The following is a 17,598-nucleotide window of genomic DNA, read 5'->3' on the forward strand; positions in this document are numbered from 1 at the left end:
TGTTCGCTAATGGTTGCCAAGTAGAACGTCATGCTCCATCTGGCGTCCGCGGAGGCGCAGCATCTTGGTAGTGTAGTAAACCTAAGGAAGCGGTAGAGATGCTTCGGCTCCGGCTGCGCCTCCGCTCAGCATGACGTTCTCCCTACCCCCGAACAACGAACAACCGGCAACTGAGAACTAGCAACTCAATAATTCCGGCTGGCGGTAGTTTCGGGGATGATGACCACGTAGTCGTAGCCCAGGATGGTGGCCTGCAACTCCTGGTCGGCTACGGGCATGTTCTGGCGGAGCATGGCCCGGCGCAGGGGGCGCAGGTCGAACACCTGCCAGGCGCCGCCGGCGGGCGTGGCCGCCATAAAGGGTTTTACCATGGCCTCATCGGTGCGGGCATACTTCGCCACGTTCTTGCTGAAGTCGTTGGGGTTGGCGCCGCCCACCTGGGTACCCTGCTTGCCAATGACGAAGATGTGCAGGGTTTTCTGGTCGTGCATGTCGGCCAGGTTCACGGCCAGGTTGCCCACGTCGTAGATGTCGCCCCAGATGCTGCGGCCGCGCCCCAGGTGGTAGGCCCCGAACTTGAAGAGCATAGCGGGCAAGGGCTGGCCGGCCGTCTGGTAGGGCTGCAGCTCCTGCAGCAGGTTGCGCTTCATGAGGTTGATGCGGGTTTGGTGGGCCCCGGGCTTGCCGGCGTAGTTGAGCTGGAAAATGGCGACGCTGGCTTCAAAGTCCTGCAGCATCCGGCGCACCTCGGGGCTTTCCTTTTGGGTGGCGGCGCGCAGGCTGTCGAGGGTAGTGGGGCGCAGGGTGTTCACCGTGGAGCGGTTGTAGGTACCGGCCACCATGTCGGCGCGGTCCTGGGCCTGGAAGGTGGCGGCCGTTTTGCGCAGGTAGGCCTTGGCCGTTTTGCTTTTCGTTTGGTCGGCCATTAGCCCCAGCAGACGGCCCGGCGTGGCGGCGCCCACCTGCTCGATGCCCACAATGGCAGTGCCCTGAGCCCGGAGGCTGCGCACCAGCTCAAATTCCTCAACCCAGCTATAAAACGACAGATTCATGGGGTACTGCCGGCTGAAGGCCGTGGGCAAACCGGGCTGGCCGGCCAGCTGGCTCAGGTCGCGGGCCTGGTACCGGTCTATTTCGGCCACGTACACCTTGGGCTTCAGCACCTCGGCCACAGCCGTGGCAAACGCCGGAATCTGGGCCATGCCGTGGTCTTCGCCCAGCAGCACCAGCTGGCTTTTCTGGATATCCAGCCGGAGCTTGTCCCAGCCCGCGCCGCTGAATTGGGCGCCGCTTTGGGTGAGGGCAAGCTGATGCTTATGCAGCAGGCGCTGGAACGTGGTATCGGCAACCGGAGCCGGGCTCTGGGCCTGGGCGGCGGGGCCGGACGCCAGGGCAAAACCCAGGGAAGCCAGGCCGGTGAGGCGGCGGGCGAAAGTGCGCAGGGCAGAAGGCAGAAACGTGCGGGGCATGGCGGAGGGCTGAAAGGAAAGATTCGAGGGAGAGAAAGAAGAACTGACCCAAAGAAATTGCAGAGCTTTAGGCTCCCGAAAAGTATTCGACCAAGTAGCGGCCCCACACCACCAAAGCTTGAGTTGTCCTCCCGTTTTTGATGCCTCTCCCCCGCGCGCTATCGTTCTTCCGCTGGCAACAGCTTAGCGCCCGCACCACCACGCTGCTGCTGCAAGGGCTGCTGTGGGCGCTGCTGGCGGGCTTCTACTTTGCGTGGAACAACCGCCCCAACTTTCACTTCGACGGGCCGGTATGGCCGCTGGTAGCCCTGCAGATGGGCTTTGCCATCCTGCTTTTCAATAGCCTGGTTTACCTCATTATTCCGCGGTGGCTGCTGCAGGGCCGGCACTGGCGGGCGCTGGCGGGCGGCGTAGCCCTGCTCTACGCCTTTCAGCTCTGGATGTACGCGGGCTCCCGCCTGGCCGAAGCCTACCTGCCGCTGGCCCCCGACCTGCGCCAGTTGCTGCACACGTTCTACGTAGCCGATTTCTGGCCCAGCCTGCTGAGCCCGTTCCGGCAGCTGAGCATGGGGATGCACCTGCTGGCCGTGCTGCTGTTTCCGGTGCTCATCAGCTTTCTGGCCTACGCGCTGGTAGTGGACCGGCGGCGGCTGGCGTTGGAGCGCGACCATCTGCGCCTGGAGCTCAGCTACCTCAAGTCCCAGATCAACCCACAGTTTCTGTTCAACACCCTCGGCAGCCTGCACCAGCTCACCCGTACCCGCGACGCCCGCGCCGGCGACGTAGTGCTGCACCTGGCCGACCTGATGCGCTACACCCTCTACGAAACCGATACGGAGCGGGTACTCCTCAGCCGGGAACTGGAATTTCTGGATGATTACCTGGCCCTGGAGCGCCTGCGCCACCCCGAGGTAACCGTGAGCCACGAAGTGCGGGGCGCGGCTACTATCCAGCAGCTGGCGCCCCTGCTACTACACCCTTTTCTGGAGCGGTTGTTTGCCGGGCTGGATGCTTCTGCGCTAGTCGCGCATATTTCCAGCCGGGTAGACGTGCAGCCGCAGGAAGTCACGCTCACGCTCACGCTCACGCGGGCCACCGCCGCGCCCCTGCCCCTCACCTACCGCACCGATGCCGCCGTGCAGGCCGCCCAGCGTCGCCTGGCGCTGCAGTACCCGGGCCGCCACACGGCCACCCTCACCGAAGAAGGCCGGCACGTTCACGTTCACCTGCACATTCAGCTCTGATATGGCCCTGGCTGGTTTTCCCGTTCGGCAATACCTGAGTGCTCGGGCTGGCCGCGTGCTCCGGCACCTGGTGCTCTGGGGCCTGTTTGTGGGCTACGAGTACGCCGTGTTCAGCCAGTGGCAGGAAAGCCCGCTGGTTACCTGGGGCTTCGTGGTCAAGGACACGCTGGCCACGGTGGCCGGGTTCTACTTTTTCTCCCTGGTGATGCTGCCGCGCTGGCTGCTGGGGCGGCGCTGGGGGCTCACCTTGCTGGGCATTGTAGGCATTTACTACGGGTGGGCGCTGCTTTCCTACGCCTACTACGCTCTGCTCGACGCCCACGGCCTCATTTCCAAGGATGCCTACAGCTACATGCACCGCTTTCTGGATGGGAGCCTCTGGCAGGGCGTGTTCTCCTGGCGCAGCGTGAGCATGGGCCTGAGCGACTTCGTGGTGACGGTGGTGCCGCCCATTCTGCTGCGCTTTATTCAGTTTCTGCTGCGCAGCAGCAACCGCAGCCTGCACCTGCAGCGCGAAAACCTCCACCTGGAAGTCAACTTCCTCAAAGCCCAGGTGAACCCGCACTTTCTCTTCAACACCCTCAACAACCTGTACCTGATGGTGGTGAAGCAGGACGAGCGCGCCCCCGACATGGTGCAGCACCTGGCCCACCTGATGCACTACACCGTGTATGAGGCCGAGGCGGCCCTGGTGCCGCTCCGCCAGGAGCTCGGGTTTCTGGAGGCGTACCTGGAGCTGGAGCGCCTGCGCTATGGCCAGAAGGTCAGCATCCGCTACCAGCCGCCCACCGCCGGCACCCACCTGCTCGTCACGCCCCTGCTGTTCTTTCCGTTCGTGGAAAATGCCTTCAAGCATGGCGTCGACAGCAGCCTCGATGCCTCCTGGGTAACTATTACGCTGGACGTGGTAGGCCAGGAGTTGCGCTTTGCGGTGCGCAACAGCTTCAGCCCGGGGGCGCCTGAGCGGGCGTTTGGGGGCGTGGGCATTGCCAACGTGCGCAAGCGCCTGGCCTTGCACTACGCACCCCAGGACTACCAGCTCACCATCACCCAAGACCCCGACGCCCACACCTACGCCGTAAACCTCACCCTGCACCTGACTTCGGCTCCCGTGCCCGCTGCACTGCTTACTCCTGCTTCTGCCTTATGATCAACTGCCTGATAATCGACGATGAGCCGTTTGCCCGCGAGCTGCTGCAAAGCTACGTGGCCCAGATGCCCAGCCTGCACCTGGTGGCCAGCTGCGAGCATGTGTTCGAGGCCCTGGAGGTGCTCCAGCAGCAGCGCATCGACCTGCTGTTTTCCGACATCAACATGCCCCAGGTCAACGGACTGGAGTTTATCCGTTCCCTGCACAACGCGCCCTACGTCATCTTCGTCACGGCCTCGCCCCACCACGCCCTGGAAGGCTACGAGCTCGACGCGCTGGACTATGTGGTGAAGCCCGTGTCATTCCCACGCTTTATGAAGGCTGTGAACAAAGCCCTGACGGTGGTCAACAGTCGCCCGGTGGCGGTGGCGGCGCCGGAGCCGCAGTTTCTGTTCGTGAAGGAAGGCCACTCCCTGCGGCGGGTGCTGTTCGATGAAATTTACTACATCGAGGGCATGAAGGACTACATCCGCATCGTGCTCAAAAACCAGATGATCATCACCTACCTGCGCATGAGCCGGGTGGAAGATCAGCTGCCGGCTTCGCGCTTTATCCGCATCCAGAAGTCCTACATCGTGCGCACCGACGCCATCCGGGCCATCAGCGGCAACGAAGTAGAGCTCTACGACCTGCCCGAGAAGCTGCCCATCGGCAAGCAGCACAAAGAAGCTCTGCTAGCCCAGTTCGGGTTGTAGAAGGGCAATCTGTACGTTATTCTGAGCAGGTGCCGAATCCAGCCAGGGACCGAGGAATCTCGCGTGCTGACATTGCAAAACTATCCGTCATGCTGAGCGAAGCCGAAGCATCTCTACCGCTGGCTAATCATTAGCATTGCAACGAAGCGGTAGAGACGCTTCGACAAGCGGACGCCAGATAAAGCATGACGTTCTAATGGGAATACGTTCTGCTCCGCTGCAACCGCCGCCCCGGTTTCCGGGTTATCTTTGCATCCGTATTTCCCCGATTGACTTATCGAATGGCAACCATAACCAAAGAAGACGTCCTCAAGGCCCTGAGCTACGTGGAGGAGCCCGACCTGGGCAAAGACCTCGTGACGCTCAACATGATTGAGGACGTGCAGATCAGCGGCCGCACTATCTCCTTCACGGTAGTACTCACCACGCCCGCCTGCCCCCTCAAGCAGCTCATCCACGATGCCTGCGTGCGCGCCATCCACACCATGGTGGACGCGGAGGCTGAAGTGGTTGTCGTGATGACCTCACGCGTGACGACCATGCGCCAGAACCGCGACCTGCTGCCCGGCGTGAAGAACATCATTGCCATTGCCTCGGGCAAGGGCGGCGTGGGCAAAAGCACTGTGACGGCCAACCTGGCCATTGCCCTGGCCAAATCGGGGGCCAAAGTAGGCCTCGTGGACGCTGATATTTCAGGTCCCTCCATGCCCCTCATGTTTGGGGTGATGGACGAGCGGCCCCACGTGTTTCAGGGCCCCGACGGCAAAAACCTGATTCAGCCTGTTGTAGCCCACGGCGTAAAGCTGATGAGCATTGGCTTCCTGGCCCCGGCCGAGTCGGCCATTGTGTGGCGCGGCCCCATGGCATCGTCGGCCCTCAAGCAGTTCATCACGGAAGTAGACTGGGGCGAGTTGGACTACCTGCTCCTCGACATGCCCCCCGGCACCTCCGACATCCACCTCACCATGGTGCAGACGGTGCCCGTCACCGGTTCGCTCATCGTGACTACGCCCCAAAAAGTAGCCCTGGCCGACGCCGAGAAGGGTTTGCAGATGTTCCGCCTGCCCCAGATCAACGTGCCGGTGCTGGGCATTGTGGAGAACATGGCCTGGTTTACGCCTGCCGAGCTGCCTGACAACAAATACTTCATCTTCGGGGAAAGCGGCGGCGTGGCACTGGCCGAAAAGCACCAGGTGCCGCTGCTGGGCCAGATTCCGCTGGTGCAGAGCATCCGCGAAAACGGTGACTTGGGTACGCCCGCCATCCTGCAGGAGAACACACCTTCTGCTGCCGTATTCGCGCAGCTGGCCGAGGAGCTGGCCCGGCAGGTAAGCATCCGTAATGCCGTGGCGCCCAAAACCAACATCGTGGAAATGAAATCGTAGCATTTCCATCGTTTTCAGCTGGTTAAGCTGTCTGCCAGCTCGTCAGGCAACTTTGCGGCTGGTCGGTTTGTTGCTTCCATACGCGCCAAAAGCGCTACCTTTGACCAAGTAATTTGCTGCTAACGGTGCCTTTCCTGGCCCGGCCTGCAGCTCAATCTTAGATTCATGACGCATTCCGCAGCCGTAGAAAACCATCCGCTCCTGCCTCGCATTGAGCAGGCCCTGGACACCATCCGGCCCTATCTGGCCGCCGACGGGGGCAACGTGCGCGTGCTGGGCATCTCCGACGATATGGTGCTGCAACTGGAGCTGCTGGGCGCCTGTGGCACGTGCCCCATGTCGCCGATGACGCTGAAAGCCGGCGTGGAGGAATCGGTGAAGAAAGCCGTGCCCGAAATACGCGCCGTGGAAGCCATCAACCTCACGCCCATGTCGGCGCAGCCCGCCGGCCAGACCGGCCACCCCGTGTCGCCCGCCCCAGTACCGACGCCCGGGTTTTAAGCGTACTTCGATTTATACAGCGCGCCCCGCTCCTGCCGGTTTTCCGGTCGGAGGCGGGGCGCGGTGGTTTGGGAAAATGTAGTTTATACAACGCCTAAGAACGACAAATGCAGGCACATACCCCATACCATAAGCGCTAATGCTATTAAATATTTTTTGTAAAAATAAAACCACATCCCTATTAATGACAACATATTAATGACATGCATGACACTACTAAGCTGGTCAGGAAATATTGTTAATATAATATTTACAGTAAACAATAATTTACATAGCCAACACACAATAGTTGATTTATTAATTATTTTCAATTGTGTGTAAGCCTTGACGAGGTTTCCCATTTTTATTTTTTTATTTTTCAACAGCAATACCATCTAGTCCTCCTGCGTCCTGTTTCTATCCTCCAATTCCTGTATATCAGTTAAATCTTTTGGCCGGGCGCTGGCTGCTTTGTCTGTCATTAGGTCACTATACCCTATGAAGGCAACATCAATTCCTGCTAAATGCATGACTTCTCTGTTTGCGAAAGCCGAAGCAAATCGTAGAGGTGCTTTAAGCTCGGGGAGAAAATCAATGGTAAAGTCCTCAAATTCGTATTTGAAGAATGACTTTTTTGGATTGGGCGCTTGCTCACTCTTAAAGGCCGCAACATCTTGCCCAAGTTCTTCCAATGCGTTCAGGAGGTTGAAGTAGTTTGTGTAAGACGGATTATACCAGAAGTCAAAGTCCGGCTTTTCAGCCACTGCACCGGAGGAAATAGTAGTATATCTGAAATATCCATGCAAGGCAACAGCCGTGCCGCCAACTATCAAATACTCAACAGAACATTTGTTTAGCACTTGACAGATATTGCTGAAAGTATTGAGCAGATTACTTTCCACTATTTTTATTCTTTTTTACTTCCTTTCTACTACTTTTCATAAGGGTCATAAGCTCTTTGAATTGCGTCATTTTTCTATCTCTTTCAGGAATATTGTCTGTACTGACTTCCCTCTTTAAAGCTTTAAAGCTGGTGTACCGAATTAGATTTTCCATGAGTAAAATGATTTGCTGACGATATTAAAGAGGTCCTGCACTATTAACGGCAAAGTCTGAGCTGCTGTTCAATATAGCTTCCAGGTCCTTATTCGGGCAGGCGCTTTACTTGACTGTCAACTGCTTGTAGTAAAGGTACTGGCTTTACTATATTTCCAAGTCCTCATTCCCACCTCATTCCTCCGCCCCCGCTACCTTTGCTGCTCCTACCACCAACCATGCACCCGAATGGCCAACCCCAACGACCCCGCCCTGCACTCCTGGATTGATATTGCTCCCGGCAGCGACTTTCCAATTCAGAACCTGCCCTTTGGCGTGTTTGAGACGGAGGAGCGCGGGCCGCGCCTGGGCGTGGCCATCGGCGAGTACGTGCTGGATCTGTACGCCGTGGCGCAGTTCGGCTTTTTTGAGGACCTGGAGCTGGGGCCGAAGATGCCGAAGATTTTCCGGCGCCGCTCCCTCAACCAGTTTATCTCCCTGGGCCGACCGGCGTGGCGGGCCGTGCGCCAGCGTGTATCGGAGCTGCTGCGCCACGACAATGCCGCGCTGCGCTCGGATGAGGTGATGCGCGCTTGCCTGCTGCGCCAGCGCGAGGTGCGGATGCTGCGCCCCATCAAGCCCCACAACTACACCGATTTCTACAGCAGCATCGAGCACGCCACCAACGTGGGCATCATGTTCCGCGACCCGGCCAACGCCCTGCTGCCCAACTGGCGCCACATTCCCATTGGCTACCACGGTCGGGCTTCGTCCATTGTGGTGAGCGGCACCGATGTGCGCCGGCCCAACGGGCAGCGCAAAGCCCCCGATGCCCCCGCACCTACCTTCGGCCCTTCGCAGCAGCTGGATTTTGAGCTGGAAATGGCCTTTGTGGTGGGCCGCGGCACCCAGCTCGGCGACACCGTGCCGGTGCAGCACGCCGAGGAGTACATCTTCGGGCTGGTGCTGTTCAACGACTGGAGCGCGCGTGATATTCAGAGCTGGGAGTACGTGCCGCTGGGGCCGTTTTTGGGCAAGAGCTTCGGCAGCAGCGTGTCGCCGTGGGTGGTCACGCTCGATGCGCTGGAGCCTTTCCGGGTGGCCGGCCCCGTGCAGGAACCCGAGCCCCTGCTTTACCTGCGCCAGCTCGACAAGCACAACTTCGACATCAACCTGGAGGTAGCCATCCAGCCCGAAGCCGGGCCCGAAACCACTGTGTCGCGCTCCAACTTTGGGCTGATGTACTGGAGCATGGCCCAGCAGCTGGCTCACCACAGCTCCAACGGCTGCAACCTGGAAGTCGGCGACCTGTACGCCTCCGGCACCATCTCCGGCCCCACCCCCGATTCGCTGGGCTCGATGCTGGAGCTGGCCTGGCGCGGCACCCGCCCCTTGCCCCTGGCCGACGGCTCGGAGCGCAAGTTTCTGCAGGACGGCGACCGGGTGACCATGCGCGGCTACTGCGAGCGGAACGGCCTACGCATCGGCTTTGGGGAAGTAACGGGCAAAGTGCTGCCCGCCCCGCAGCTGTAGCATTGCTTCCGCTTTTACCTTGTCCACAAGGCCCGGCTTCCTGACCGAAGTCGGGTCTTGTGCTGTAATACATTATGGTCCAATGAAGTACTCTTCGGTTGGCCAACGTACGTGTTTATCCGGAGTACTGCGGGCGAAGTACGTATTTCCGGCTTATTACCAAATTCCTGTAACCCTACGGATAGCAGGGAGTACAATTTACTACCATTCAGCCCTTGATTTTTCCAGTCTTTACTTGGGAAAAGCCTACATGCAAGCGGCCTGAAGGAAAAACATCTACTCTCACTACAAAACAGGAATTGTATGCTCGCAATGGACTACCGAGGCCCGAAAAGGGTCCGTGCCGTGCAGAAACCGATGCCGGAAATCAAGCACCCGCAGGATGCTATTGTGCGGGTGCTGCGTACCTGCATCTGCGGCTCCGACTTACACCTTTACAACGGTAACGTGCCCGATACCCGCGTGGGCACCACCTTCGGCCACGAGTTTGTGGGGGAAGTGGTGGAAATCGGCTCGGAAGTTACCAAGCTGAAAACCGGCGACCGGGTACTGGTACCCTTCAACATTGCCTGCGGGGAGTGTCACTTCTGTCGGCAGGGCATGTACGGCAACTGCCACGAGTCGAATACCGAAGCTACGGCCGTAGGTGCCATCTTCGGCTACTCGCACACCGCCGGCGGCTACGACGGCGGCCAGGCTGAGTATGCCCGGGTGCCCTACGCCAACGTGGGCCCCACCATCATCCCCGAGGGAATGGACCTCGACGACGCTGTGCTGCTAACTGACGTTGTGCCCACCGGCTACCAGGCCGCCGAAATGGCTGGCATCCAGACCGGCGACACCGTAGTGGTATTTGGTGCTGGCCCGGTTGGCATTATGGCTGCCCGCTGCGCCTGGCTGTTTGGCGCCGGCCGGGTCATTATCATCGATAAGGAAGAGTACCGCCTTGACTTTGCCCGCAACTACTCCTACTGTGAGGCTTACAACTTCGAGGAAATCGGCGACCCGGTGGTGTTCATCAAGAAGATTACCGATTGGATTGGGGCCGACTGCGTGATTGATGCCGTAGGTGCCGAAGCTGCCGGCAACGCCATGCAGACTATCACGGGCCGCAAGCTGCTGCTGCAGGCCGGCTCGGCCACGGCCGTGCACTGGGCTATCAACTCGGTTAAGAAAGGCGGCGTGGTGTCCATCGTGGGGGTTTACGGCCCGACCGATAACCTCATCCCGATTGGCAACGTGCTGAATAAGGGCCTGACTATCCGCGCCAACCAGGCGTCGGTGAAGCGCCTGCTGCCGCGCCTGATCCAGCACGTGCAGAACGGTACGCTCAACCCCAAAGGGTTGATTACTCACCGCATTCCGCTGGCGGAAGTGGCCGATGGCTACCGCATGTTCTCGGCTAAGCTCGACAACTGCATCAAGCCCGTGTTGATTCCCTAATCTGCCACCCCGAAACGCCGACCTACCATGGAAAACAACGTGATAAATACGCCCATCGACCCCAAGCAGATTCCGGGCTGGGGCGTGGACGCGGACCCCAAGAACGACCCCACCTACCCCATGCGGGCCCGCATGAATGTAGGCCAGGACCCCGACAGCAAGCACCGCCCCACCCTGCAGCAGGAAGGCCCCGAGAAGCTGCGCTCCATTGAGCGGCCCAACGTGTCGGCCGTGTATGGCACTACTGTGCCCCCAAGTGGCCTGAGCGGCATGATTCGCCGGGTAGCTTTCCGGTACAGCGAAAACCGCTACCGCCACTGGCTGCCCCTGGTTTTTGCCGACCGCGTGAACGTAGTAGAAGGCATCTTAGACGACTTCGTGCATGGCAAAGTGCCGAACATCTACGCCGAAAAAGGCTACCCCGTGGAGTGGAAACACAACCGTACCAGCCTGATACTGAAGCTGGCTACCGTGGCCGCAGTGGCTGCTGGCGCCTTGGTATTGCTAAGCTCAAGCGGAGATAAAAAGGAAAAGCGCAGACCACAGCGCCCTTACTAAGCTGCCAGCAGCGGGCCCAACAACGCGGGGACGCTTCATCAGCCGCTTTATGCAAGAGCAGCCGTCTATGTGAAAGAGGTGCCGCAAGCTTTTGCCTAGCCCAAACACGTAGCGCCCCGCGCACAATACTCTGTGAGCAACACGCCCACGGACGAGGTGAAACCACCTTGTTCGTGGGCGTGTTTTGTTATGGCCTAGCAGTTATTATTGGCCATAAGGTCAGAAGCACTTGGATAAAATGGGCCTTTCTGACCTTTATCTGCTGACTGTTTTTATACATTTTCCCAGTATTGGCTGGCGTTTAGGTGGAACGTGCCACGGTTGAAAGCCAGCTACTTACTTACATAATTCACTACCATTCAATACAATAAGCGACTTGACAGAGCAGCCAGCAGCCGGGCAACAACAAGGTGACCAAGCTCCCGGCCAGGCGTAGTATCTTTGCTGATCTAACTCGCCCGATGCCTCTTCTATCCCGCTTTTGGTTTTTGCTGCGCTTCGCAACCCTGGCGGTTTCGGTAATTATCGCGCTTGGCCTGAACCACCGGGAAGTGGAGATGCTGCATCTGCCGGCCGTTCATGCCAAAGCCGGGACCTTAGCAGTGCCCCCTGAGGTATCGGTGGTGAAGCATAAAGTGGTACTGGAGGCAACGCATACGCACGGCCATTACGTGGCGCCAGCGGTGTTGGCCTGGCTTCCCAACCCGGCGCTGGCTGCGTGCTGGCAGCCCCTGCTACGCCGCACACTTGCGGTGCCCCGCCCCCGGGCCGGTGTGCGAGCCGGAGAGTTCTTTCGGGCCCAGCTACTGGCTATGACGATGTCGCCCCAGGCGCCCTAATACGGCTTTGTGGCATGAGCAGGGGTTGTGCCTGATGACCTGCTTTTGCAGTAGCATCGGGCAAACGCCTATGTGCTTGGCTTTGAAAACGCCATACTTCCTGCACGTGCTCAGAAGAAATACATCAAGGCATCATTACGGGCCGGTAGTGCTTTCTCACAACTGCCTGTAAGCAATTCACTGCTTAGTAATCATCCAATGCGTAACAAAGGATTAATCATTGCCCTCACAGTTGTCGTGACAGCGCTGTGCGGCTATTTCCTGTTTTTCACCTACATCTCACGCGGGGTGCAGGACAAGGCCGTGGCCTATGCCACCCAGAACGGCAAGCTTAATGAGTCGCGGCGCCAGCATTACCTTGACTCCGTGTGGCGTGCGCCCGTATTCGGCCCCTACACCTACCGTGATGTGCGCCAGAGTGAGCTGGGCCTGGGCCTGGACCTGAAGGGCGGCATGCACGTGACGCTGGAAGTCTCGCCCGTGGAAATCGTGCGCGCCATGAGCGGTAACTCCAAAGACGCGGCATTCAATCAGGCTATTGCCCGCGCCCAGGAGCTGCAGAAAACTAATTCGGGCACGCCTTTCACGGCGCTGTTTGCCCGGCAGTACCGCGAGCTGGCCCCCGGCAAGCCCGTGGCGCGCCTGTTTGCCAACACCGCCAACAAAAGCCGCGGCATTGATATCAACTCTCCTGACGAGAAAGTCATCGGCGCCATCAACAAGGAAGTCGAGGAAGCCATTGACCGCTCGTTCGACATCCTGCGCACCCGCGTCGACAAGTTCGGCGTGAATCAGCCCAGCATCCAGCGGGTGAAAGGAACAGGCCGCCTGCAGATTGAGCTGCCCGGCGTCGACAACCCGGAGCGCGTGCGCAAGCTGCTACAGGGCCAGGCCAAGCTCGAGTTCTGGGAGGTCTGGAACCAGAATGAAGTCGGCCCCTACCTCATGCAGCTCGATCAGGCCCTGGCTGCCAAGGAAGCCCTGGCCAAAGCCGGCGGCCCAAGCGCAGCCCCCGCCACCTCTACCGATACCGCAACAGCGGCAGCTGGGGATTCGACCTCGCTGGCCGCCCAGTTGGCCCGGAACAACAAAACCGCCGCCGCAGAAACCGACTCTGCAGCAGCCTCGAAAGGCGGCGCCCTCTCGCGTCTGTTTACCATGCCCGGCGGCCTGGGCGTGAACGTGCGCGACACTGCCCGCATGAATCGTCTCCTCCGCTCCGACGAAGCCCGGGCTACCCTACCCCCCAATCTGACCATGCTCTGGGCTTCGAAGCCCACCACCATCGACAAGCAGGAGTACCTGCGGCTGATTCCGGTGAAGAAGGACCGGAGCGGTGGCGTGGCGCCCCTGTCCGGGGAGGTGGTATCGGACGCCCGTCAGGACTACGACCAGGGCGGTCAGCCGGAGGTGAGTGTGAGCATGAACCCCTCGGGAGCCCGCAAGTGGCAGAAAATGACGGCCGCCAACGTGGGTCGGCAAGTGGCCATCGTGCTCGACGACTACGTGTACTCCGACCCGGTGGTCCAGGATGAAATTGCCGGCGGCAACACCAGCATCTCGGGCAGCTTCTCCATCGAGGAAGCCCAGGACTTGGCCCAGGTGCTGAAAGCTGGCAAGATGCCCGCGCCCACGCGTATTGTGGAGGAAGCCGTGGTGGGCCCCTCACTGGGGCAGGAGGCTATTAATCAGGGGCTGTACTCCTCACTGGCGGGTCTGGTGCTCATCATGATCTTCATGGCGGGCTACTATGGCAAGGGCGGTATGGTGGCCAACCTGGCCCTGGGCTTCAACATCTTTCTGGTGCTGGGCATCCTGGCCCAGTTCGGCACGGCGCTTACGCTGCCCGGCATTGCCGGCCTGGTGCTCACCTTCGGCATGGCCGTGGATGCCAACGTGCTGATTTTTGAGCGTATCCGGGAGGAGCTGGCCCGAGGCGTCAGCACCAAAGAAGCTATTCACATCGGCTATAGCCGGGCCTTCTCGGCCATCTTCGACTCCAACGTAACCACCCTGCTGGTAGCCCTTATCCTAGGCTTTTTCGGCACGGGCCCGGTACAGGGCTTTGCCATCACGCTGGGCATTGGCGTGCTCACCTCTTTCCTCACCTCGGTGTACCTCTCGCACGTTATCGTCGACTGGCTGACCTCGGGGCCGAACGCCACCAGCTGGACTTTCGCCACGTCGGTATCATTCAACATGTTCAAGAATTTCAACTTCGACATCGTGGGCAAGCGCAAAATTGCCTACCTGTTCTCGGGGTCTGTTATCATTCTGGGCTTTGTGCTGATGGCCGTGCAGGGCGGCCCCAACCTGGGCGTGGACTTCCAAGGCGGCCGCAGCTACACCGTCGACTTCAACAAGGCGGTGGTGGCCTCCGACGTGCGCACCGCGCTGGGCGACGAGCTGCAGGGGGCCGGCATTGAGGTAAAAACCTTCGGAGCACCGCAACGCCTGCGCATCACTACCGGCTACCTGGCCGGCGACGACAGCCAGGCGGCCGACCAGCAAGTAGAGCAGGCCGTGCGTAAGGGCCTGGCCCAGTACGCCGACAGCAACCCCACCATCGTCAGTTCGTCGAAGGTGGGCGCCACCGTGGCCGACGACATCAAGCAGACCTCGGCGCTCAGCTTGCTGCTGGCCGTGGTAGGCATCTTCGTGTACGTGCTGTTCCGCTTCGAGAAGTGGCAGTACTCGCTGGCCTCGATTGTGGCGCTGATACACGACGTGCTGATGGTAATCGTAGCCTTCCCCATTGCCCGCTTTTTCGGCGTTACTTACGAGATGGACCAAGTGTTTGTGGCCGCGGTGCTCACCATCCTCGGCTTTTCCATCAACGACACGGTGGTAGTGTACGACCGTATCCGCGAGTACCTGCGCGAAAACCCTACGCTGACGTTTGCCCAGGTGGTAAACCCGGCGTTGAACTCCACCTTCTCGCGCACCATCATCACCTCGCTCACGGTGCTGGTAGTAGTGGTGGTGCTCTACATCTTTGGTGGGAAACGCTGCGCTCCTTCTCGTTTGCCATGATTGTGGGAGTCGTGTTCGGCACGTACTCCACGCTCTTCATTGCCACGCCCATCGTGTTGGATACGTCCGGCCGCAAAGGCGACGCGGCTGGCGACGGCCTTGCCGCTCCTCTGGGCGAGTCGCCCCGGCTGAGCTCTACGCCGGTGTAACGGTTGTATGCGAGTAAAAAAAGAAAGCCTGGCCTATTGGCCGGGCTTTCTTTTAGGGGTGCTTTTTCCAGGCGGCCGCTGCGGCTGGGCGGGCGCTAGTGCAGCGGGCGGCGCTTGAGCATGCCGCCCACGGCATCGTCGACGCTGTGCTGCACGATAAAGGCGTTGGGGTCCAGGCGCTTGATTTCCTCCCGCAGGCTGGGCAGCTCCAGGCGCGTAACCACCGTGAAAATAATTTTCCGCTCTTCGCGCTGCTCGCCCCGCTTGCCGAAGCCACTCTCGCCCTTGTATACCGTCACGCCCCGGCCCAGCTTGGTGGTAATGGCTTCCCGCACGGCCTCGCTGTGTTCAGAAATGATGGTGACGCCCGTGTACTGCTCGATGCCGGTGAGGATGAAATCGAGCGTCTTGGACGCCGCCACATAAGTCAGAATGGAGTACAGCGCCTCGGTGACGCCCAGCACGAAGGCGGCCACCCCGAAGATGAAGATATTGACAATCAGAATGATGTCACTAACCTTTAGCAGGGCCGTGTTGCGGTTGATGAGCAGCGCCAGAATTTCGGTGCCGTCGAGCACGGCCCCGCCGCGCATGGCCAGCCCGATGCCGGCCCCGATGAACACGCCCCCGAACACGGCGGTAATGAGCAGGTCGGGGGTAACATCGGGGTATGGCACCAGCACCAGGCAGGCGGCCAGGCCCGCAATGGCCGCCGCGCTTTTCAGGGCAAACTGCACGCCCATCTGCCGGTAGCCCAAAGCCAGAAAAGGCAGGTTGATGAGCAGCAGCCCCCAGGACAGCGGCAACCCCAGCGCGGCCGAGAGCAGCATGGAAATACCGGTGGCCCCTCCGTCGATAAAGTGGCTCGACAATAGGAAGCCTTTGAGCCCCATGCCGGCCGACAGGATACCAGCCACGATAAAGGCCAGATTCTTCAGGCCAGTGCGAAAAGTAGGCTTGACCGCGCTTTCTGGTGGTGTTGGGGTTATTCCTGTGGGTGGGTGCATGAAAAGAAAATAAGTAAAAATCAGCGCAGACCCAATGCCCGACGCCGCAAAAATCAGTTCAGTCGGAAATTCTTCAGGCTGCCGGGCAGGAGCGGGTGCTTGTCTAGGAGCAGGGCGCGGTAAATGGCCAGCGTAAAAATCACCAGCAGCGCAATTTTCAGGTTACTGAGCAGCGTGGCAGTGCCTTCGGTGACAACGGAGCCCCGGGAAAGCTCCTGCCCGACCCGCTGCTGAATCAGGTTGAGGATCCTCAGGTCGCGGTGAATCCGGTCGAACTCCTGCTCCAGCGCCTGGGTAGCAGGGCCGGGCAGCTGCGCCGCCAGCAGCTGCGTTTCCAGGGCGTTATACCGGTTGAGGCGGGCCCGGAAATCATGAAACAACTGGGCTTCGTCGGCCACCATGTACGTGGCCTGGTAGCCATCAACCAGCACGGCTATATCCTGATTGTGGCGGGCCAGCTGCCGCCGTACGTGCTGGAGCCGCCCCCGGCGGGGCTGGCAAGGTAACCGGCCAGCAGCTGCTGCTTGGCATACATCAAGTCGTTGAGCTGAAACAAACCCGTGGCGGGCATCAATCTATCCTGGTACAGCGAAGAAACGGACGTGTTCAGGTCGCGCATCAGCCGCTTTTCCAGCACGCTGCTGGCCAGGATGGTTAGCATCACGATCAGAAACAGGAAAATCGGCTTAGCCTTGTAGTGGATTCGGGACAGTAGAGGCATGATGCAGAAGCTAGGGGTGAGCGGAACAACCTAAATTGCAGATAAAAAACAGGAAAGTGGGAAAAGCCCCCTGAAAGTCGGCCAGCTTGTCCTGCTTTTTCGCTGCCGGACGGGCAACCTGCATCGGTCCTGACTGCTTATATTGCCCCGTTTACGAGTTCACGCACATTCACTCCGGGTATGAAAGTTCTGCTGGTGGAAGACGAGCCCCAACTGGCTTCCTTTATCAAAAAGGGGTTTGAGCACGAAGGCTACGAGCTGACGGTGGCCTACGATGGGCGCACGGGCTGGTCGCTGTACCAGCAGCAGCCCTACGACCTGGTGGTGCTCGACGTGAACCTCCCCTACCTCAACGGGGTGGAGTTGTGCCGCCACATCCGCGCGGCCCGGCACCGCGTGCCGGTTCTCATGCTCACGGCCCTCGACAGCTTGGCCGACAAGGAAGCCGGCTTCGAGGCCGGGGCCGACGACTATCTGGCCAAGCCTTTCGCCTTCCGGGAGCTGCTGCTGCGGGCCCGGGCCCTGACCAAGCGTTACGCCGAAACGGGCGCCCCCCAGTTGCTGCGCCTGGCCGACCTGGAGCTGAACCTGGACTCGAAAATTGTGACCCGGGCCGGGCAGCGCATCGACCTGACCACCCGCGAATACTCGCTGCTGGAGCACCTGCTGCTCAACCAGGGCCGCATCGTGTCGCGCGTCGACATTGCCGAGCGAGTGTGGGAAGTGGACTTCGACACCACCACCAACATCATCGACGTGTACGTGGGCTACCTGCGCAAGAAGATCGACAAGGGCTTCGAGCCCAAGCTCATTCATACCGTGGTGGGCATGGGCTACGTGATGCGGGAGCAATAACC

16 protein-coding genes and 1 pseudogene are annotated in these 17,598 nt (G+C 59.9%); 11 read left to right on the plus strand and 6 right to left on the minus strand.

The window, feature by feature from the left end; translation table 11 throughout:
• Nucleotides 1-185: 185 nt before the first annotated feature.
• Nucleotides 186-1,469: a hypothetical protein gene (locus LRS06_RS00580; RefSeq protein WP_257869677.1), complete on the minus strand. Its 1,284-nt coding sequence runs from the start codon at nucleotides 1,467-1,469 to the stop codon at nucleotides 186-188.
• Between the two features lie 140 nt (nucleotides 1,470-1,609).
• On the opposite strand from LRS06_RS00580, the gene LRS06_RS00585 reads away from it, so the two are divergent.
• The 5 genes from LRS06_RS00585 to LRS06_RS00605 all read left to right on the plus strand — a co-directional run bounded on the left by LRS06_RS00585 (nucleotide 1,610) and on the right by LRS06_RS00605 (nucleotide 6,444).
• A complete protein-coding gene (locus tag LRS06_RS00585) occupies nucleotides 1,610-2,713 on the plus strand; it encodes a sensor histidine kinase (RefSeq protein ID WP_257869678.1) in 1,104 nt (367 codons plus the stop codon).
• Between the two features lies 1 nt (nucleotide 2,714).
• Entirely contained in the window at nucleotides 2,715-3,863 is a 1,149-nt protein-coding gene (locus LRS06_RS00590; protein ID WP_257869679.1) for a sensor histidine kinase, read from the plus strand.
• Complete coding sequence (locus LRS06_RS00595) at nucleotides 3,860-4,558, plus strand: LytTR family DNA-binding domain-containing protein (RefSeq protein WP_257869680.1); 699 nt, start codon at nucleotides 3,860-3,862, stop codon at nucleotides 4,556-4,558. The genes LRS06_RS00590 and LRS06_RS00595 overlap by 4 nt, the downstream gene beginning before the upstream one ends.
• A 281-nt stretch (nucleotides 4,559-4,839) precedes the next feature.
• A complete protein-coding gene (locus LRS06_RS00600) occupies nucleotides 4,840-5,943 on the plus strand; it encodes an Mrp/NBP35 family ATP-binding protein (RefSeq protein WP_257869681.1) in 1,104 nt (367 codons plus the stop codon).
• Between the two features lie 165 nt (nucleotides 5,944-6,108).
• Nucleotides 6,109-6,444: a NifU family protein gene (locus tag LRS06_RS00605; RefSeq protein WP_257869682.1), complete on the plus strand. Its 336-nt coding sequence runs from the start codon at nucleotides 6,109-6,111 to the stop codon at nucleotides 6,442-6,444.
• 374 nt (nucleotides 6,445-6,818) lie between these two features.
• Here LRS06_RS00605 and LRS06_RS00610 read toward each other — a convergent pair whose 3' ends face one another.
• Together LRS06_RS00610 and LRS06_RS00615 are read right to left on the minus strand one after the other, a co-directional pair.
• Nucleotides 6,819-7,325, minus strand: a complete 507-nt coding sequence (locus tag LRS06_RS00610) for a hypothetical protein (protein ID WP_257869683.1) — start codon at nucleotides 7,323-7,325, stop codon at nucleotides 6,819-6,821.
• Nucleotides 7,315-7,479, minus strand: coding sequence for a hypothetical protein (locus LRS06_RS00615; RefSeq protein WP_257869684.1), 165 nt, complete (start codon nucleotides 7,477-7,479; stop codon nucleotides 7,315-7,317). The genes LRS06_RS00610 and LRS06_RS00615 overlap by 11 nt, the downstream gene beginning before the upstream one ends.
• 228 nt (nucleotides 7,480-7,707) lie before the next feature.
• On the opposite strand from LRS06_RS00615, the gene fahA reads away from it, so the two are divergent.
• The 5 genes and pseudogenes from fahA to secDF all read left to right on the plus strand — a co-directional run bounded on the left by fahA (nucleotide 7,708) and on the right by secDF (nucleotide 15,013).
• Nucleotides 7,708-8,991, plus strand: coding sequence for a fumarylacetoacetase (fahA, locus tag LRS06_RS00620; RefSeq protein ID WP_257869685.1), 1,284 nt, complete (start codon nucleotides 7,708-7,710; stop codon nucleotides 8,989-8,991).
• A 303-nt stretch (nucleotides 8,992-9,294) separates the two neighbouring features.
• Nucleotides 9,295-10,434, plus strand: coding sequence for a zinc-dependent alcohol dehydrogenase (locus tag LRS06_RS00625; RefSeq protein WP_196954582.1), 1,140 nt, complete (start codon nucleotides 9,295-9,297; stop codon nucleotides 10,432-10,434).
• A gap of 27 nt (nucleotides 10,435-10,461) precedes the next feature.
• Complete coding sequence (locus LRS06_RS00630) at nucleotides 10,462-10,992, plus strand: hypothetical protein (protein WP_257869686.1); 531 nt, start codon at nucleotides 10,462-10,464, stop codon at nucleotides 10,990-10,992.
• Nucleotides 10,993-11,453: 461 nt separating this feature from the next.
• Nucleotides 11,454-11,831 carry a hypothetical protein gene (locus LRS06_RS00635; protein WP_257869687.1) on the plus strand — a complete coding sequence of 126 codons (378 nt, stop codon included), beginning with the start codon at nucleotides 11,454-11,456 and terminating at the stop codon, nucleotides 11,829-11,831.
• 198 nt (nucleotides 11,832-12,029) lie between these two features.
• A pseudogene (secDF, locus tag LRS06_RS00640) lies at nucleotides 12,030-15,013 on the plus strand (protein translocase subunit SecDF).
• Between the two features lie 95 nt (nucleotides 15,014-15,108).
• Here the strand turns inward: secDF and LRS06_RS00645 are convergent.
• From LRS06_RS00645 to LRS06_RS00655, 3 genes are read right to left on the minus strand one after another with little or no spacing between them, the layout of a single operon-like run.
• The gene (locus LRS06_RS00645) at nucleotides 15,109-16,020 is read right to left on the minus strand and encodes a YitT family protein (protein ID WP_257869688.1); all 912 of its coding nucleotides are present in this window, start codon (nucleotides 16,018-16,020) and stop codon (nucleotides 15,109-15,111) included.
• 53 nt (nucleotides 16,021-16,073) lie between these two features.
• Nucleotides 16,074-16,451 (minus strand): hypothetical protein, encoded by a 378-nt coding sequence (locus LRS06_RS00650; protein WP_257869689.1) that lies wholly within the window; start codon nucleotides 16,449-16,451, stop codon nucleotides 16,074-16,076.
• A gap of 2 nt (nucleotides 16,452-16,453) precedes the next feature.
• A complete protein-coding gene (locus LRS06_RS00655) occupies nucleotides 16,454-16,741 on the minus strand; it encodes an MCP four helix bundle domain-containing protein (protein ID WP_257869690.1) in 288 nt (95 codons plus the stop codon).
• A 180-nt stretch (nucleotides 16,742-16,921) separates the two neighbouring features.
• Between LRS06_RS00655 and LRS06_RS00660 the strand changes: the two genes are divergently transcribed.
• Nucleotides 16,922-17,596, plus strand: coding sequence for a response regulator transcription factor (locus LRS06_RS00660; RefSeq protein ID WP_257869691.1), 675 nt, complete (start codon nucleotides 16,922-16,924; stop codon nucleotides 17,594-17,596).
• The last annotated feature ends 2 nt before the right edge of the window (nucleotides 17,597-17,598 follow it).

The sequence above is a fragment of the Hymenobacter sp. J193 genome, from assembly GCF_024700075.1.
Taxonomy (GTDB): Bacteria; Bacteroidota; Bacteroidia; order Cytophagales; family Hymenobacteraceae; genus Hymenobacter.

Excerpts from the sequence above, each read along its gene's own strand:
- LRS06_RS00580 (WP_257869677.1), bottom strand. The coding sequence starts at position 1,469 with ATGCCCCGCACGTTTCTGCCTTCTGCCCTGCGCACTTTCGCCCGCCGC.
- LRS06_RS00585 (WP_257869678.1), top strand. The coding sequence starts at position 1,610 with ATGCCTCTCCCCCGCGCGCTATCGTTCTTCCGCTGGCAACAGCTTAGC.
- LRS06_RS00590 (WP_257869679.1), top strand. The coding sequence starts at position 2,715 with ATGGCCCTGGCTGGTTTTCCCGTTCGGCAATACCTGAGTGCTCGGGCT.
- LRS06_RS00595 (WP_257869680.1), top strand. The coding sequence starts at position 3,860 with ATGATCAACTGCCTGATAATCGACGATGAGCCGTTTGCCCGCGAGCTG.
- LRS06_RS00600 (WP_257869681.1), top strand. The coding sequence starts at position 4,840 with ATGGCAACCATAACCAAAGAAGACGTCCTCAAGGCCCTGAGCTACGTG.
- LRS06_RS00605 (WP_257869682.1), top strand. The coding sequence starts at position 6,109 with ATGACGCATTCCGCAGCCGTAGAAAACCATCCGCTCCTGCCTCGCATT.
- LRS06_RS00615 (WP_257869684.1), bottom strand. The coding sequence starts at position 7,479 with ATGGAAAATCTAATTCGGTACACCAGCTTTAAAGCTTTAAAGAGGGAA.
- fahA (WP_257869685.1), top strand. The coding sequence starts at position 7,708 with ATGGCCAACCCCAACGACCCCGCCCTGCACTCCTGGATTGATATTGCT.
- LRS06_RS00625 (WP_196954582.1), top strand. The coding sequence starts at position 9,295 with ATGCTCGCAATGGACTACCGAGGCCCGAAAAGGGTCCGTGCCGTGCAG.
- LRS06_RS00630 (WP_257869686.1), top strand. The coding sequence starts at position 10,462 with ATGGAAAACAACGTGATAAATACGCCCATCGACCCCAAGCAGATTCCG.
- LRS06_RS00635 (WP_257869687.1), top strand. The coding sequence starts at position 11,454 with ATGCCTCTTCTATCCCGCTTTTGGTTTTTGCTGCGCTTCGCAACCCTG.
- LRS06_RS00645 (WP_257869688.1), bottom strand. The coding sequence starts at position 16,020 with ATGCACCCACCCACAGGAATAACCCCAACACCACCAGAAAGCGCGGTC.
- LRS06_RS00655 (WP_257869690.1), bottom strand. The coding sequence starts at position 16,741 with ATGCCTCTACTGTCCCGAATCCACTACAAGGCTAAGCCGATTTTCCTG.
- LRS06_RS00660 (WP_257869691.1), top strand. The coding sequence starts at position 16,922 with ATGAAAGTTCTGCTGGTGGAAGACGAGCCCCAACTGGCTTCCTTTATC.